Here is a 16,465-nt window from a genome sequence, read left to right as displayed (position 1 = left end):
CGGCCTCAACCACGGTGATCTCGCTGCGATATACTCGTTGAATTACGTCTAGTCGTTTCTCGTCTTTCATTGTCAGGGTTGTCATCCTTCCACCCTGACATAATTACGTTGCCGTTAACCCCTGACATAATCACTTTGCTACAACAGCTTCGCGATCTTTTCTTGACAGCCTTTGGCTGACCTTGATAAATGGCGGATGAGATTGATCACGCTTGGGGAGGTCTTTATGGGGCGGCAGAGCTGGCGATACCGGTTGTCTCTTCTTGCGGCAGGCCTCTTGGGTCTGTTGCTCATCGGTCAGACTTTTCTTTCTTCGGGGCGGTGGATCAATGCGCCGTTTCCGGGTTTCTTCGTTCACGAAAATTTGACGGTGGGGCCCTATTCATTGCCCGGCTGGTCGGGCGCGGCGGCGCAATTGGAGTCCCTGGACCAAGTGGTCGCGGTCAATGACCGCCCGTTGCACCAGCGCAGCGAACTTTACACATTAGCCCGTGGCGTACCCCTCGGCACGGTGCTGCGCTATCGAATTCTGCGCGCCGGCGAGGCCCTCGACTTCCTGGTGCCGACCATGACCTTCGGCCTGCGCGATTGGCTGCTTAGCTTCGGCGTTTATGTCGTCATCGGCGTCGCGTTCCTGGTGATGGGCGTTGCGCCCTACTTTTTGCGCGCCCGAACCCCGGTGGCGTTGCCGCTCTGTTTCATGGTGCTGACGGTTTTTGTCTGGTTTCAAACCACCTTCGATTTCATGACCGAATCGATGCTGCCCAAGGAGCTGCGCATCTTTGCCCTCACCTTGACGCCCAGCGCGGCGATTCATTTGGCGCTGCTGTTGAGCCGCGCCGAGGGGCGGGAGGCGCTCCGGCCGCGCTTTGTGGCGATTCTATATGGCATCGGCATCGCTTTGGGTGCGATGAATAGTTTGACGTTCTTCGGCCCCATGGATATCTGGTCGCAGCACTTTCGCATTGGCTACGTTTATATTTGCATCGGCGCGTTGAGCTTTCTCTGGATCACCGGCCGTGCTCTGCGCCGTAGTCACTTGGATCTCGAACGTTCGCGTTTAAGGGTGATGTTTGTCGGCGCGCTATTGGGATTTCTCGTGCCCGGTGTGACCACGGTGTTGGCCAGCTCATTTCACCTGGCGATTCCCTACAACCTATCTTTGGTGCCGACGGTTTTCTTCCCGATTTCCATCGCCTACGCGTTACTGAAATATAGTTTGTTCGATCTCGGCAATGCCCTGCGTGTCACGGTCAGCCGCATCGCCCTGATGGGTATGTTAATCGGCGTCTACGCCGTGGTCGCGTTGCTGCTCGCTCCTTGGGCCGGCCAGTACGCCGAGGAGCCGTTGATTCCAATACTCTTTTCGATTCTCGTGGTGGCGATTTTCAATCCGCTGCTGCGCTGGCTCGAGCATGTGGTCGATCGCTTCGTTTACCGTCAGGACTACGACCCGGCGCAGGTTCAGGACGACACCAGTTTGTTTCTCCGTAGTCTCGACAATGCGCCGGCGCTGGCGCAAGGGTTTGTCGAGCGTCTTTGCAAGCCACTGCAGGTCGATAGTGGGGTGCTCGCTTACCGGCCGAAAAATTCTTCCGAGTTGGTGACGGCGTTTGCCAAGGGTTCGCTCCAGAATTCATCGACCTTGGCAGAGGACAGTGGGCGCGTTGTCGGTCTGTTAGATAGCGCCGATGCGCGGGTTTTGACCCGCAGCGAGATTTCCAACCATCCGCGCTTCGCCGATAAGCGTGGGGCGCTGTTAGAGTGCTTCGAAGCTTGGCATGCCGAGTTGCTCTTGCCGTTGATCTATGAGCGGGCGGTGCGCGGCTTCGTTTGCTTCGGCGCCAAACGTTCCGGCGGCGAGTATGGCGCCGAGGAGTTTCGTTTGCTGCGCACGTTGACCGAGCAATTGGCCTTATCCTTGGAAAATGGCCGGCTCTATCAAGAGTCGGTGGAGGCGCGTCAAAGAGTCGAGGCGACCAACCAGAAATTGATCGAGATGGACCGTATCAAGAAAGATTTCGTCGCCAACATTTGCCACGAGATCCGCCCGCCGGTGAGCACCATCATCGGCTTTAGCGAAGTGCTGCGCGAGATCGGCGCCAATGGCGATGGCCGGCCGATCCTCGACAAGCTGGTGAACAACGGCCAGGAGCTGGCCCGCCTGATGGACAACTTGATGAATTACTCGCGCATGGAGGCGGACGGTTCAGCGGCGCAGCGCGAAATCGTCAAGTTGAAGGAGATTCTCGGCGGCCTGGAGATGATGACCCAGCGTTTGATCCGCCAGCGGCCGATTCAATTCGACGTCTACATGGAACCGGCCATCGAGACCGTCGAGAGCGACGGCCAGAAGCTGCAGCAGATCTTGCTCGAATTGATCACCAACGCATTGAAGTTCACCGAGAAGGGCAAGATCGAATTGTACCTGCGCCGCCATCAGGACGCGGTCGGTGAGTTTTTGGAGATCGCCATCGCCGACACCGGCATCGGTATTCGGCGCGAGGATCAGGAAGTGATCTTCGAAGACTTCCGCCAGCTGGACGGTTCGTCGACGCGCCAATATGGCGGCACCGGCGTCGGGCTCGGTCTTTGTAAAAAACTCGCCGCGGCGTTGGGCGGTGAGATTCGTCTCTCCAGCGAAGTTGGGGTCGGCAGTGTGTTTAGCTTGCGCTTGCCGATCAAGAGCGCAGCGCTGCGCGCCAACGAGCCGGCGGCTTCGATGAACGCTGTGCTGCAATGATTTGTCCGTGCTGGCATGGTAGCTTGGGAGCCAGTTCGCGAAAGGACCACCGTCATTATGCCGCAGTTACGTCAGTTGGTGATCGCCGCTGAAACGCCGGAAAAGTTGGCTAAATTTTACCAAGAGGTTTTCGATCTTGAACAGATCGAAGTGAATCAAGGGGCGTGTTTTCTTTCCGACGGAACTTTTAGTTTGGCGGTGCTGCCTGAGCCGGACCCGCGCAAGTGCGGCTTTCGCCACATCGGTTTCGACACTGCGCGGGTGGAGACGATCCGAAAAAAGCTAACCCATGTCGGCATGGCCGAGACCGATCTACGTGAGATCCGTTCTATTGCCGGTATCGACCATGAGCTGCGCGACCCGGATGGCAATCTCATCAGCATCACCCGGCGCGCCTTCGATGTCGCTTACCGCCAGCGGCTAGTGCCAATCCGCCATATCGCCCTTTACACGCCCGATCCCCAGCGGCTTCGCGATTTTTACTGCACCGTGCTCGACATGAAAGAGGTCGAGCGCACCGACCGCTCGTCGATTTTCGTGTCCGACGGCTATTTCAATCTGGCGCTGTTGTATCAAAGAACCGAGGAGCCCATTGGCATCAATCACTTCGGTTTTCATGTGCAGAGCAACGAAGAGATGCAGGCGCGCGCCGAAAAGGCCGGCGTGAAGCGCGGCACCAAGCGGCCCGAGCGGATTCCCTTCGCGGAGTATCGGGTGCACGATCCGGCGGGCAATGGCATCGATATCTCGCAGAAGGACTGGCGGGTTTAGAATCGTGATCGTGGATCGTGTTCGTGCTCGGAAGGCGGTGCTTTATGAATGGTGAAGAATTTTTGCAGGAAATTCTTTCACCGGTGCAGGAATTTTGTCGAAGTCTCGACGCCAATCCGCCGGCTTACTCTTACGTGCCGTTGAAGACAGACGCAGAGCGGATTCGCGTCATGCAGAGCCGGTTGTTTAATGAACTGCGGGCGGCGGATTTGTTTGGGACGTGGTTGAAGAGCACGCCGGAGTTCGATGTCAAAGCGACTTTGGCTGAGTCGGCCCATGAAGAGATGGTTCACGCGCAATTGCTGTCCCAGCGCATCCGCGATCTCGGCGCCGAGCCGTTCGACTACAAACCGTTGCCGGCGCAGATCGCCATGTTCAATGCCATGGAAGGACTGAGCGAAACTTGCGAGCGCATCGCGGGATTCTCACTGGCCGGCGAAACCGTCGCCAACTATCTTATTCAGATGTGTCTGCATTCTTCCGCTGTGCCCGAGTGGATCAAACAGCCATATCGAAAAATCACCGAAGACGAAGAAGGCCACGGCAGCGTGCCGCAGAGCTTTATCAAACAGTACGCCACAACCGATGAAGGCCAAGACAAAGTCCGCCGCGCGGTGGCCATGCGCATGGTCTTGTTCCGCGAATACCTGGCAAGCTTAGACCGCTGGGCGATGGGCAAGGATCGCTGGTAGAATTCTTCGTCGATCGAAGGGGAGAGAGATTTCACCACAGAGGACACAGAGATCACAGAGGTCGGATTCGGACAAATTGCCAAAAAGAACACAAAACAATTTATCGGGATTCGTGTGGCGGGTTGGTAACCCGCCTTTTTTGTTTTTTCTCATTGAAGTGTGAACCCGATCTCCGCTATATCCTAACGAAGCTTACGGGAGGTTTGGATGAAATTAGTTTTCTTCGATGATTTTAAACTCGGCGTGGTCAAGGGCGATGCGGTGGTGGATGTGTCGGCACTGGTGAAAGACATTCCTCATACCGGGCCGGGCAACTTGATGAGCGGTTTGATCGAGCGCTTCGCCGATTATCGCGTTGCGTTGGAAAAGGCCGTGGCAGGCGGCAGCGGCGTGGCGCTGAAGAGCGTGCGGCTGCGCGCGCCGGTGCCCAAGCCGGTGAACATTGACTGCATGGCCGTCAATTACATGGAAGACGGCACGCGCAAGGAGCCGGCGCCGATCAATGCATTTCACAAGTCGCCCAACAGCGTAATCGGCGACGGCGATACGATGATATTACCCGATGTGCCGGCGCCGATCTTCGAAGGCGAGGCGGAGTTAGCGGTTGTGATCGGCAAATACGCCGACAACGTTTCGGCAGCCAAGGCGATGGATTACGTATTTGGCAACGTCAACTTTATCGACGGCTCGGCGCGCGGTCTGCCGCCGGCGGGCAATACTTTCTACCAGATGAAGTCCCGCGCTACATTCGGTCCCATGGGGCCGTATTTAGTAACCGCGGACGAAATCACAGACCCGCAAAATCTGCCGTGCAACTATGGAACAACGGCGTCTTGATGCAGAACTATCACACCAGTGATATGGCGCATAAAATCCCACGCTGCATCGAGTGGGTCAGTTCGATCCATCCCCTCGAGCCGGGCGACGTGTTGGCCTGCGGCACCAATCATCGCGGTCTCAATCCGTTTCAAGACGGCGATTCGATCGAATTGGAATGCGAGCCGATGGGCCGCCTGCATATCAAGATTCGCGAGGATCTCAAACGCACCTGGGCGCGGGAGACGCGCTTGCAACGGCAGGAAAAAGGCTTGGAAGGTTTCACCGCCCAGCTCACCGGCAAGTACGCCAAGGTTTACATTTAAATAACCTGATCATGCTCGTGACGTCTAAAAGATTGCCACCGTTAGGCATTGATGTCTGACATTCGCATTGACTCAGTTTGGCCTAGCGTTTCTCCGGATCGCGTGAGGTGATGCATGGGTCTTGGTTTTCGATGTGGGAAACTTTGGTTTGCCGTTGCACTGATCCTCTTTACGCTCAATCGCGCGCAAAGTTACGCGGAAGATACCGTTCTCATGGCCTATGGCGGTCACAACGAAACCATCGGGCCCTATTGGGTGGCGATCGATAAAGGGATTTATCAGAAACACGGCATTGACGCGCGCTTGCTGCAGGTGCGCAATGCGCAGATCAGTTTAGCGGCTCTGGTGTCGGGTGAAGTGCCGATCTTTTTGCCTTCGGTTGCCAACGTGCTTAGCGGCGTGTCGGCGGGGGCGAAGATCGGCTGCGGCGCTTTTCCAATCAAGGGGATTTCGCGTGAGCTGGTGGTGCGCAAAGACATTGACTCGCTCGCGGCGCTGCGCGGCAAAACCATCGGCGTGCAAAGTATCGGCGGCGGATTCTGGTTGCAGACCATGATGGTGTTGGACGGCGTCGGCGTGGACCCGGACAAGATCGGCATGAAAATGCGCGTCATCGGCGAGGAGCCGACCATCGTTCAAGCTCTGCTTGCAGGGAATATCGACGCCTCGGTTTTCACCTTGCCCTCCGCGGCCGTGGCGAAACGGGGCGGCATGCGCTCTTTGGTCAACTCGACGGAAATGCGTATTGCGCTGCAAACCGTCGGCATCTGCGGTCGCAGCGAACGCTTCGCCGCCGCGCCGGATCTTATGATGCGCCTTGCCAAAGGCATGATCGACGCCATCGTCTACATTCTCGATGCGCGCAACAGACGGGACGTCGCCGAGATCATGAAAAAACATCTGCGCCTAAGCAGCGACGAAGATGCCGAGACCTCGTACCATTCGCTGCGCTCGATCACCAGCCTCGACATCGCGCCGGACCCGGCGGCATGGAAGAACGTGCAAAGATTCATTGCCCGGGTCAACCCGAGAGCCGGCCAGCTCGATGTCAATGAATCGATCAACTTGAGCATCATGAAAGCGCTCGAAGAAAACGGCTACCTAGCGGAGGCGAGGAAAAAGGTTGCGCTGCAAACGGCGCGGTAACCTCACGCGCGAATAGGCAATAATTTTTCGTCCCATCATCCGGCCGAATTCCCAATAGCATTCCGCAAAGATTTCACAGCCGGAACAATTGTTCAATTGCGCTGGCTGTGATTAAAGTAAATTTAATTGGGCAATAATGGGAGGAACTAACCGGTGAAAAGTGCAGACAAGAAGAAAATAATAAATCCGCAAATCGATCGGCCAAAAAAATTGGGCAAGCCGCAGATGAAGTGGGGCAGCGACGTGTTCGCCGAGGTGACGCGCCGGCTCGATTTGAAATATATCGCCCTGGTGCCCGGTGCGAGCTATCGCGGTTTTCACGACAGCATCGTCAACTATCTCGGCAACGACAATCCGCAGATGGTGATCTGTCTGCATGAAGAGCATGCGGTGTCGATCGCCGACGGCTACGGTAAGGTGACCGAGACGCCGATGGCGGTGGCGCTGCACGCCAATGTCGGACTGATGCACGCCACCATGCCGATCTTCAACGCCTGGTGCGACCGCACGCCGATGATCATCTTCGGCGCCAACGGCCCGGTGGACGCGCACCGGCGCCGGCCGTGGATCGACTGGATTCACACCGCCAAGGATCAGGCGTCGATGATTCGCAATTACACCAAATGGGACGATCAACCGGCGTCGCCGCAGGCGGCGGTGGAGTCGGTGCTGCGGGCGAATCAAATTACCCGCACGCCGCCCTACGGTCCGGTTTATATTTGCCTCGACGCCGGTTTGCAGGAGGCGCCGCTGACAGAGGAAGTTTCGATTCCCGATGCGGCGCGCTTTGCACCGGCGCCGGCGGTGGCGGTGGCACGGGACTCATTGGTCAAAGTCGCCAAGGCGATCGACAAGGCGAAATTCCCGTTGATCCTGATGGGCCGAGTTTCGCGCAAGCAGGAGGATTGGCAGCGCCGCATCCGTTTCGCTGAAGCGATCGGCGCGGCGGTGCTAAGCAGCAGCAACGATCCGACCGCTTTTCCGACGACCCATCCGTTGCATTTCGCGCCGCCCTGCGTGCGGCCGAACAAAGCGGCAGTGGCGCTGATCGAGAAGGCCGATCTGATCATCAGCATGGACTGGTTGGATCTCGCCGGCGTGTTGCGTTTGGCCTTGGGAGATGCGCAAACCCAAAAGCCGGCCAACAAAACCATCGTTAGTTGTTCGGTGGACAACTATCGCACCAACGGTTGGAGCATGGATCACCAGGCTTTGGCCGCCGTCGATATTCCGATCCTCGCCGAGCCCGATCAGTTCATCGCCCAGATGCTCGGCGAACTGCGGGTGAAAAAGAACGGGCAATTGAAAAAGCGCGCGGCGATGAAGCCATTGTCGCACTGGAACAAGACGCCGCTGACGGTTCCGTCTGCTCAACGCGGCGCCCCGATGACCATGTGGAACATGGCGATGACCATACGTGAGTTCGCCAAAGATAAGCCGGTGACCTTCGCGCGCTTGCCGATCGGTTGGCCGGGGGAAGCCTATGAGTTCGACGAGCCGTTGTCTTTTATGGGCAATGACGGCGGCGGCGCCGTCGGCACCGGACCGGGACATACCGTCGGCGCCGCCTTGGCGCTGAAAGATTCGGAACGTCTGGTCATCGGCGTGCTCGGCGACGGCGATTATCTCATGGGCGTCAGCGCGCTGTGGAGCGCTTCGCATTTCAATATTCCGGCGATGATCGTCGTCGCCGACAACCGTTCCTACTTCAATGACGAATTGCATCAAGAGCGCGTAGCCTTCATGCGTGACCGGCCGCCGCAGAATCGTTGGATCGGCCAACGCATCGACGATCCGCGTATTGACTTAGTCGCAATGGCGCGAGCCCAAGGATTCGACAGCGAGGCGCCGGTGTCGACCAGCGATGAATTGGCAGCGGCGCTCAAACGAGGCGCTGAGGTTGTCGCCAACGGCGGGCGCTATTTTATCGATTCGCTAGTCGAACCCGGCTACGCCGATAGCGGACCGGATCAGCGCGCCAGTCTGGTGAAAAAGAAGTGATTTGTCCAGCTCCCGTTTCAGGGATGGAGCTGGCGGCATATTTCGCTTGATGGATCGCCCTGGTGAAATTAAACTGTTCCTCGATGGCAATTTGTTCATAAGGAGAAAGCGAATGTTTAAAGCGATAATTACCGTAGCGGTGGTCGCCGCCTTGGCTTTGCCTGGGGTTGTCCTGGCCCAGTCGACGAAGCGAATTGACAAGCGCCAGGACTACCAGGACCAGCGCATTGAGAAGGGTGTGGCAACCGGCCAACTCAATCAGAAAGAAGCTGCGCGCCTGGAGAAAGGCCAGCAACATGTCCAGAAATTGGAAGACAAGGCGATGCAAGACGGCAAAATGACCACCAAGGAAAAGGTCCGCATCGAACACGCCCAGGACGTGCAAAGCAAGCGCATCGCTCGCCAGCGCCATGACAAGCAGAAAGCCAAATGACTCCCAGACGATTTTTTGAAATAGTTCGCGGCATCGCCGGAGGAATCCGGCGCTGATTGACGGCGGTTGGCGCTTCGGCTCCAACCGCCGTTGGCTTTTTTGCTCGCCGAACAATTGACCGATCTTTTTGGACGCTTTGTCCGAGCCAAATTTACAGTTTTGTTTGCGCCCGAGTTGTGATCTTATTAGCGCCGATCCGTAGGGTTCGGATGATTAAGGTTGCCAACTTCGTGTTCTTCGTGGCGCCAGAGATTGCCGCGGTGAACCTGAAAGAAGCAGTTATCGAATGCCAACGACGGAGGTATAAATGGCGGTGATAGGACTCGGCCACGTGGGGATTTACGTCCGCGACTTGGAGCTGATGGTGGGGTTTTATCGCGACACGCTCGGCATGCAAATCACCAAGCAGAATTGGCGCGCGGGAATTGTTTTTTTCAGCGCCGATGCGAAAAAGGCCGATCATGAGATCGCGCTTTTCCGTGGCCGGCCCGAGGCTGCCGATTCGCGGCTGATCAATCAAATTTCTTTGCAAGTGGGGACTCTGCAAGAGCTGCGCGTCATGCACCAGAGATTGGTCGCCGCGGGTTTGCGCATCGATGCGCTGGTGAATCATGTCAGCGCGCTGGGCTGCTATTATTTGGATCCCGAAGGGAATCGTTCGGAAGTCTTCTGGGTCACCGGCCGTGCTTGCTGGGTGCCGATCGCCCATGCGATTGACATTCACCGGCCCGACGACCAGGTGATGGCCGAGGTCGATGCGCTCTGGGAACGGTTGCGTCATGTGGCAATGGGCGCACGCATGGCCAATGAGCCGGCATCGTTGCAGTTGGATTGAGGGGATCCATGGACAAAATCAAAATCGGTATCGGCACTTCGAGCATCGGCCGGTTCTTGCCCTACGTCGGCCTCGACGCCGGGCTTTTTGACAAGGCGAATATTGCCGTTGAAATCGTCAATCGGTTGGATGAAGAGAAAGTTGTTGAAGACATCGTCAATCAGGTGACGCCCATCGGCACGCCCAATGCGCCGTCGCTGATTTTCTCACGGCTCAACGGCAACGATCTCGTGATCATCGGCGGTTTATTGAACCGTCCGGCGTTCTACTTGGTGGCCAATGACCAGATTGCCTCCACCGGCGATCTCAAAGGAAAGAAAGTCGGCATCAATCAGCCGCGCCGCATGGCGGGCATGATGATGCTCGCGTTGTTAAGAAGATGGCAACTCGATAGCGTCAGGGATCTCGAACTGGTCGATCTCGGCCTCAATGACCGGAGCTTCGAAGCGCTGCGCAGCGGTGATCTCGATGTCGCGTTGTTACCGCCGGAGAAGGCGTTTCTGGCCGAGGCGGAAGGGCTGCGGATTATCGCCGACACGCTCGACCTCGACTGCCACTGGGTGCCGCTGGCGACCACGCGGCGATTTCTCGCCGAGCACCGCCCGCTAGCGACGAAAGTTGCGGCGGTTTACCGGGACAGCATTGAGTTATTTAAAAACGACGCGCACTTAACGCTCCAAGCGATTGGCAGCCATCTCCCAGCGCTCAAGAGCAAACCGCGGGTTCTCGAAAAGTGTTACCGGGTATTCGCCGCACTCTTCGAAACGACTTTGCTGCCTTCGCTTAAATCGCTGAGCGCGGTCTTGGACGAAGTTGCGGTGCAGGATGCCCGAGCGAAAGCATTGCCGCCGTCGAATTTAGTCGAGAACTTGCTTGAGGAGGACCGATGAGGAATTGCCGCGCCTTATTTCTTCTAGCCACCGCGCTGCTGCTCCCGGCGAGCGCTCCGGCGCAAGTCACCGTGCTCAGCCGTGCCACGGTGATCGACGGCAGCGGCGCGCCGCCACAGAAGGACATCGCCATCGTCATGGAGAACGGCCGCATCCGTGACATGGGGCCTGGGCCGAAGATTTCCATTCCTGCTGGCGCCACCTTGCTCGATCTCACCGGCAAGTTCATCGTGCCCGGCATCATCAACGCGCACGGCCACGTTGGCGCGAAAACCCTGCCGCAGTTGCGCCAGTACGCGCTTTACGGCGTGACTACCGCGACCAGCATGCAGACCGATCCGGACGAAGTCATTGAAGTGCGCGAAGCGCAGAAGAAGGGCGAGTTGCGCGGTGCCAGGGTCTCCACCGTCAAGTACCGCTTCGTGCCCGACGCCGAGGTCGTGACACCCGAGCAGGCGCGCGCCAAGGTCGACCAGATCGTCGCCGCCGGCGCCGATTACATCAAGGTGTGGGTCGACAGTGGGTTCGGCACCAGGGCCAAGCTCAGCCCCGAGTTTTGCGCCGCAGTCCTCGAACAGGCGCGCAAGCATGGCAAGCTCACCGTCGGTCACGCCTACGAACTCGCCGACGCGCGGATGCTGGTGGAGCGCGGTTTAAATATCCTTGGCCACAGTATCCGCGACCGCGAGGTCGATGGCGACTTCACCCTGCTGCTCAAGCAGCGCAACGTGACGCTGATTCCGACATTGATCCGCGACGAGTTCCTGTTCGCCTACGGCGACGCGCCGGCCTGGATCGAGGATCCGTTCTTCCAGAGGTTCGTGCCGCCGGAGCGTATGGCGGTGCTGAAAACCAAGATCCGCGACGAGCAGGCGAAACACCCGCAGCGCGCCTTGTTCAAAGCCGGCTTCGAGATGAACAAGATCAATTTGAAGAAGCTCTCCGACGCCGGGGTGCGCATCGCCTTGGGCACCGATAGCGGCGGCGGCGCCGACCGCTTCTTCGTTCAAGGATTCTCCGAGCACCGCGAGATGGAGCTCATGGTGCAGGCGGGGCTGACGCCCATGCAGGTGATCCAATCTTTCTCGAAGGGGGCGTCGGAGAGTTTGGCCATCGCCAAGGAATTTGGCACACTGGCCAAAGGCAAGGCCGCCGACCTGCTGGTGTTGGAGAAAAATCCCCTCGACAATATCGCCAACATGCGCTCTATACTGACCATCTATCTCGGCGGCAAGAAGTTCGAGTAAAAGACCTTGAGAGAAAACGGGAGTTCCGATGACTGACATGGCCGTGAACCCACTTTCGTTAAATCAGTTGGCAAAGTTGTTGGAAGCGGAGGCTTTGGCGATAGGGCCGGGGCGGATGCAGGATATCCTTGAGCGGCTGGTTATCGGTGCAGAAGAGATGGACGCCCATGCCCACTTCTCAGAGCGCAGGTATGCGCGCAATCTGGTGCATAAAACCGAGCAATTCGAAATCATGATCATGTGTTGGAACGCCGGGCAGCGCTCGTCGATCCATGACCATGCCGGATCCCTGGGTGGGTTGAAGATACTGCAAGGCGTGCTGACCGAGTCGCTTTTTGAAAAAGCGCCCAATGGCATGATCAAGTCGGTTAATTCGATAGATTACAAAATCGGCGCAATTCGCGTCGAGGAGACATCTTTGATTCATCAAATCTCCAATCTCCAGGCGGCCAATGGGCGGGCGATTTCGGTGCATGTCTACGTGCCACCCCTGGTGCGCATGAATGTTTATTCCCTCGAGGATCCCGCGGTGAAAAATGTCCCCCCAAAATATTTCAGCTTCGGTTCGGGAATTTAGCTGGCGCTGGCGGCGCCTTGATATCCGGAAGTACTTGGAGAAATTCAATTGAAGGAGAAAAGCATGGCTAACAAAAAAGAATACAGCTGCGTGCTGGTTGAAACCGACGCGGAAGGGATTACCTGGATTACCTTCAATCGCCCGGAGAAGCGCAACGCCATGAGCCCGACGTTGCATGTCGAGATGGAAGAAATTCTCTACGGTCTCGAAACCGACAAAGATACCAAAGTGGTCGTGCTCACCGGCGCGGGTAATAGCTGGAGCGCGGGGATGGATTTGAAACAATACTTTCGCGAGACCGACAACGATCCGGTGGCGAGATTCCGCGCCGCGACGGCGCACCGGCGCTGGGCGACGGAGCTGCTCAACTGGTCGCGCAAGCCGAGCATCGCCATGGTCAACGGCTACTGCTACGGCGGCGCGTTCGTGTCGCTCGCCGCTTGCGATATCGTGATCGCGTCGGACGATGCCACCTTCGGTTTGTCCGAGGTCAACTGGGGCATCATTCCCGGCGGCAACGTCAGCAAAGTGTTCGGCGACATGGTGTCCTATCGCAACGCTCTGTTCTATGCCATGACCGGGCGCACGATCGATGGCCGCAAGGCGGTGGAGCTGGGCATTGCGACGATGTCGGTGCCGGCGGAAAAATTGCGAGCCGAGACGATTACAATTGCCCAAGAACTGATCGCCAAGAGCCCCATGGTACTGGCTTACACCAAGCAAGCGATCAAGGCCGTGCGCGGCATGGACATGGACCAAGCCTACGAATATCTCGGCGCCAAGAGCATGGCGCTGCGCGCCGCAGACCCCGAGCGCACCCGCGAGCGCGGCATGCGCGAGTTTCTCGACGAGAAAAAATATCGCCCCGGCTTGGAGCCGGTAAAGCGGCCGGCGGGGGAGAAATAAGTCGGCTGTTGTTCATCGACTTGGGCAACGTCTCTTAATTCCGTCATTCCGGCGCAGGCCGGAATCCAGGGGCAGCGGGGACGGGCGGGTCGCGAACCGCCCCTACGGTGAGTGTCATTGTCGAGCGAAACCAAAGGAGGCAGACCTTGCGTCACTTTCGTACGGTTTCTATCTGGCTTTTATTTCTGTATGCGATGGTTGCTCAGTTCACCGTCGCTTCTGCGCAAACCAAGATCACCATCGGCTACGCCGCCGTGAGTCCGCGCACGACACCGCTCTATCTTGCTCAAGAACAAGGTCTGTTCGCCAAGTATGGTCTCGATCCAAAGGTCATTCTCGTGCGCGCGGCGGCGTCGCTGGTGGCGCTTTTGGTGTCCGGCGAAATGGACGTCGGCTACACCGGCGGCACTTCCGTGTTGGGCGCGGCGGGGCAGGGTTCTTATCTGAAAATTCTCTCGTCGATATCCAGCACGCTGACGCACACTTTGGTCGCCCATCCGAGCTTCAAGCGCGCCGAAGAATTGCGCGGCAAGCGCTTTGGTATTCAGAACCCCGGCGGCACCACTTGGATCAACACCATCTTGGCGTTGGAGCATGTCGGCTTAGATTACAAGCGGGACAATATTAATTTACTGCCCATCGGCGATTCTGTGTTGATTGGCCAAGCGCTGGAAGCCGGCAGAGTTGACGCGGCGGTGCTCGATGGCGCGTTGGTGCGCCGGCTGCGCAGTAAAGGCTTCACTATCATCGCGGAGTTGCAGCTGGCGAAGATACCGTTGCTCAGCCAAGCGATCGTGGTCTCGCCGGAGTTTTTACAAAAGCGCGCGGACATTGCCGAGAAATTGCTGATGACGTTGATTGAGAGTCTGGCCTACAGCATGGCGCCGGCGAACAAGGCGGTGGTGATCAAGACCATGATGCGGCGCTTTCAGATCAACGATCCGGCGGTGGCGGAGGAAGGCTATCAAGATTATTTGAGCGGCGTCGAGCGCCGGCTGATTCCCGTGGTGGACGGCATGCGCAACATTCGCCGGCTGTTGGCCACGCTTAATCCGAAAATCGCCAGCGTGAAAGTCGAAGAGCTGATCGATAGCCGCTTGATTCGCAAACTCGATGAGAATGGCTTTATCGACAAAATGGCGGCGAATTACGGTTTGAAATAGCTGGCGTTGAAGATCTGGACTGGGAGTTTTTAGGTAGGGATTCAGTTTCGCCAATTCTTGTAGGGGCGGACCTATGTGTCCGCCCGTCCGGAGGGCCGACACACAGGTCGGCCCCTACATTGAGATGCGACGTTAAAATGAAACTGAACCATTGCCAGTTTTTATCCCCCATACAAAAGGGAAAGTCAAAGATTGCTAAGGATAGGCAATCTAATTGCTACGAGGTGTAAAAATGCAAACTATCGGTTTTGTCGGTTTAGGAACCATCGGCGGTGTCGTCGCCAGAAATATTCAGAAGGCGGGCTACGCCATGGTCGTCCACGACGTTCGCTTGGCCGCGGTCAAACCTTTGCTCGACGGCGCCGCCCACTACGCGGCAACGGCGGCGGAAGTTGCGCGCGAATGCGACATCGTTTTTACCTCGCTTCCCGGACCGCCGGAAGTTGAGCAAGTGGCGCTCGGGCCCAATGGTCTCGTGCATGGCCTTCACGCCGGCAGCATCTACGTCGATCTTTCCAGCAGCAGCGCCGATCTGATTTGCCGCATCGGCGCCGAGTTCGCGCCGCGCGGCGCGCAGGTGATGGATGCGCCGTTGATTGTCGGTAAAGACGGCATCGCCAAGCGCAGCGTGCAGGTGTTGGCTTCCGGCGGGCACGCGACATTCAACGATGTAAAGCATCTCTTCGATGCTTTTAGCGACACGGTGGTCTACGCCGGCGAGTTGGGAACCGGCACCGTGATCAAGTTGGCACACAACTTAGTGCGGCGCAGCATCGGTCTGGCGATCGGCGAAGGTTTGGTCTTGGGCGCCAAAGCCGGCGCCGATCCTGAAATGTTGTGGAAGTGCATGTGCTGGGGTTTGGATGTGCAATTGCAGAACTTGCTAAAGAACTTTGCCGAGACCGCGTTCAAAGGAAATTACGAAGGCCGAGCAAGTTTCGGCATCGGCCTGTCACGCAAAGACGTTGGCCTGGCAACCGAGTTGGGCCGCCAACACAACGTGCCGATGCCGATCGCGGCATTGGTCGAGCAAACGATGATTCACGCCATCAACCGAGGTTGGTCTGAGCAAAGTACGGCTTCGCTGTTTCGTTTGCAGGAGGAAGCGGCGGGGTTTGAGGTGCGGAAGCGATAGCTATGCATAGCTCGTGTCATTCGTAGAAACGAAAGTCCTGCCAACGTTTAATTATTCCTCAAGCTTTCCTTGCCAACACATTTTCGATACTTCTAAACCATGGCGGAAAAATTTAGCGGACAACTAAGGCGGCGCTCCGAGCGAATATGGGGTGCCATAGACAATCATCCGTTCTTGCTGGAGCTGGAAGCGGGAACTTTGCCGATGGAGAAGTTTACTTACTTTATTTTGCAGGATTACGTTTACTTGCTCGACTTCGCGCAGGTGCTGTGCCGGGGCGGGGCGATGGCGCCGGATTTGGAAACCCTCGAACTGTTTTGCCGCCATGCGATTGGCGCGGTTGAAGTCGAGCGCGGTTTTCATGCGAGCTTTGGCAAGTCGCTCGGTTTATCGCGGGAACAATTGGATGCGGTGAAGAAGGGGCCGAAGACGCAAGCCTACATCGATCATCTGCAATCGGTGGCGCGCGGCGGCACGCTCGGCGAATTGGTCGCTGCGGTTCTGCCATGTTACTGGATCTACGGCGAAGTGGGGCGGCGGTTTTATAAGAAGCGGCCGAGCAAACCGAAGATCTATCGCTCGTGGATCGAGACCTACGCCGCGGAATCGTTTTGGCAGCCGGTGCGTGGGCAAATTGCTTTGCTAGATCGTCTCGGTCAGATTGCCAGCGCGAACGAGAAGAAGCGCATGGCGGAGCTATTTGTGCTCAGCAGCCGTTACGAGTTTTTGTTTTGGCAGCAGGCTTATGAGATGGAAAATTGGCCGGTGTAGATCTTGGGAAGAA

The 16,465-nt window shown here is 57.4% G+C and carries 14 protein-coding genes and 1 pseudogene; all 15 read left to right on the top strand.

What is annotated here, in order from left to right; translation table 11 throughout:
- The first annotated feature begins 196 nt into the window (after positions 1-196).
- The 15 genes and pseudogenes from EXR70_13020 to tenA all read left to right on the top strand — a co-directional run bounded on the left by EXR70_13020 (position 197) and on the right by tenA (position 16,452).
- On the top strand, positions 197-2,743 hold the full coding sequence (locus EXR70_13020; protein ID MSP39404.1) for a hypothetical protein: 2,547 nt from the start codon (positions 197-199) through the stop codon (positions 2,741-2,743).
- Between the two features lie 15 nt (positions 2,744-2,758).
- A complete protein-coding gene (locus EXR70_13015) occupies positions 2,759-3,514 on the top strand; it encodes a hypothetical protein (protein ID MSP39403.1) in 756 nt (251 codons plus the stop codon).
- 44 nt (positions 3,515-3,558) lie between these two features.
- Positions 3,559-4,206: a ferritin-like domain-containing protein gene (locus EXR70_13010; GenBank protein ID MSP39402.1), complete on the top strand. Its 648-nt coding sequence runs from the start codon at positions 3,559-3,561 to the stop codon at positions 4,204-4,206.
- Positions 4,207-4,413: 207 nt separating this feature from the next.
- Positions 4,414-5,348 (top strand): annotated as a pseudogene (locus EXR70_13005) (FAA hydrolase family protein).
- Between the two features lie 114 nt (positions 5,349-5,462).
- Positions 5,463-6,494, top strand: coding sequence for an ABC transporter substrate-binding protein (locus EXR70_13000; protein ID MSP39401.1), 1,032 nt, complete (start codon positions 5,463-5,465; stop codon positions 6,492-6,494).
- Between the two features lie 225 nt (positions 6,495-6,719).
- Positions 6,720-8,495 (top strand): thiamine pyrophosphate-binding protein, encoded by a 1,776-nt coding sequence (locus EXR70_12995; GenBank protein ID MSP39400.1) that lies wholly within the window; start codon positions 6,720-6,722, stop codon positions 8,493-8,495.
- Positions 8,496-8,607: 112 nt separating this feature from the next.
- Complete coding sequence (locus EXR70_12990) at positions 8,608-8,928, top strand: hypothetical protein (GenBank protein MSP39399.1); 321 nt, start codon at positions 8,608-8,610, stop codon at positions 8,926-8,928.
- Positions 8,929-9,235: 307 nt separating this feature from the next.
- Positions 9,236-9,763 carry a hypothetical protein gene (locus EXR70_12985; protein MSP39398.1) on the top strand — a complete coding sequence of 176 codons (528 nt, stop codon included), beginning with the start codon at positions 9,236-9,238 and terminating at the stop codon, positions 9,761-9,763.
- Positions 9,764-9,771: 8 nt separating this feature from the next.
- Positions 9,772-10,653, top strand: coding sequence for an ABC transporter substrate-binding protein (locus EXR70_12980; GenBank protein ID MSP39397.1), 882 nt, complete (start codon positions 9,772-9,774; stop codon positions 10,651-10,653).
- Positions 10,650-11,900, top strand: coding sequence for a hypothetical protein (locus EXR70_12975; GenBank protein ID MSP39396.1), 1,251 nt, complete (start codon positions 10,650-10,652; stop codon positions 11,898-11,900). Before EXR70_12980 ends, EXR70_12975 begins: the two co-directional genes overlap by 4 nt.
- Before the next feature lie 28 nt (positions 11,901-11,928).
- Positions 11,929-12,477 carry a hypothetical protein gene (locus EXR70_12970; protein MSP39395.1) on the top strand — a complete coding sequence of 183 codons (549 nt, stop codon included), beginning with the start codon at positions 11,929-11,931 and terminating at the stop codon, positions 12,475-12,477.
- 63 nt (positions 12,478-12,540) lie between these two features.
- Positions 12,541-13,383, top strand: coding sequence for a p-hydroxycinnamoyl CoA hydratase/lyase (locus tag EXR70_12965; protein MSP39394.1), 843 nt, complete (start codon positions 12,541-12,543; stop codon positions 13,381-13,383).
- Between the two features lie 146 nt (positions 13,384-13,529).
- Positions 13,530-14,546, top strand: coding sequence for an ABC transporter substrate-binding protein (locus EXR70_12960; protein ID MSP39393.1), 1,017 nt, complete (start codon positions 13,530-13,532; stop codon positions 14,544-14,546).
- A 232-nt stretch (positions 14,547-14,778) separates the two neighbouring features.
- Complete coding sequence (locus EXR70_12955) at positions 14,779-15,681, top strand: NAD(P)-dependent oxidoreductase (protein ID MSP39392.1); 903 nt, start codon at positions 14,779-14,781, stop codon at positions 15,679-15,681.
- A 99-nt stretch (positions 15,682-15,780) separates the two neighbouring features.
- On the top strand, positions 15,781-16,452 hold the full coding sequence (gene tenA, locus EXR70_12950) for a thiaminase II (protein ID MSP39391.1): 672 nt from the start codon (positions 15,781-15,783) through the stop codon (positions 16,450-16,452).
- Positions 16,453-16,465 lie beyond the last annotated feature (13 nt).

It is taken from the genome of Deltaproteobacteria bacterium, from assembly GCA_009692615.1.
Classification (GTDB): Bacteria; Desulfobacterota; Binatia; order UBA9968; family UBA9968; genus DP-20.
This window is presented reverse-complemented; position numbering and strand designations above follow the sequence as displayed.

Excerpts from the sequence above, each read along its gene's own strand:
- EXR70_13020 (MSP39404.1), top strand. The coding sequence starts at position 197 with ATGAGATTGATCACGCTTGGGGAGGTCTTTATGGGGCGGCAGAGCTGG.
- EXR70_13015 (MSP39403.1), top strand. The coding sequence starts at position 2,759 with ATGGTAGCTTGGGAGCCAGTTCGCGAAAGGACCACCGTCATTATGCCG.
- EXR70_13010 (MSP39402.1), top strand. The coding sequence starts at position 3,559 with ATGAATGGTGAAGAATTTTTGCAGGAAATTCTTTCACCGGTGCAGGAA.
- EXR70_13000 (MSP39401.1), top strand. The coding sequence starts at position 5,463 with ATGGGTCTTGGTTTTCGATGTGGGAAACTTTGGTTTGCCGTTGCACTG.
- EXR70_12995 (MSP39400.1), top strand. The coding sequence starts at position 6,720 with ATGAAGTGGGGCAGCGACGTGTTCGCCGAGGTGACGCGCCGGCTCGAT.
- EXR70_12990 (MSP39399.1), top strand. The coding sequence starts at position 8,608 with ATGTTTAAAGCGATAATTACCGTAGCGGTGGTCGCCGCCTTGGCTTTG.
- EXR70_12985 (MSP39398.1), top strand. The coding sequence starts at position 9,236 with ATGGCGGTGATAGGACTCGGCCACGTGGGGATTTACGTCCGCGACTTG.
- EXR70_12980 (MSP39397.1), top strand. The coding sequence starts at position 9,772 with ATGGACAAAATCAAAATCGGTATCGGCACTTCGAGCATCGGCCGGTTC.
- EXR70_12975 (MSP39396.1), top strand. The coding sequence starts at position 10,650 with ATGAGGAATTGCCGCGCCTTATTTCTTCTAGCCACCGCGCTGCTGCTC.
- EXR70_12970 (MSP39395.1), top strand. The coding sequence starts at position 11,929 with ATGACTGACATGGCCGTGAACCCACTTTCGTTAAATCAGTTGGCAAAG.
- EXR70_12965 (MSP39394.1), top strand. The coding sequence starts at position 12,541 with ATGGCTAACAAAAAAGAATACAGCTGCGTGCTGGTTGAAACCGACGCG.
- EXR70_12955 (MSP39392.1), top strand. The coding sequence starts at position 14,779 with ATGCAAACTATCGGTTTTGTCGGTTTAGGAACCATCGGCGGTGTCGTC.
- tenA (MSP39391.1), top strand. The coding sequence starts at position 15,781 with ATGGCGGAAAAATTTAGCGGACAACTAAGGCGGCGCTCCGAGCGAATA.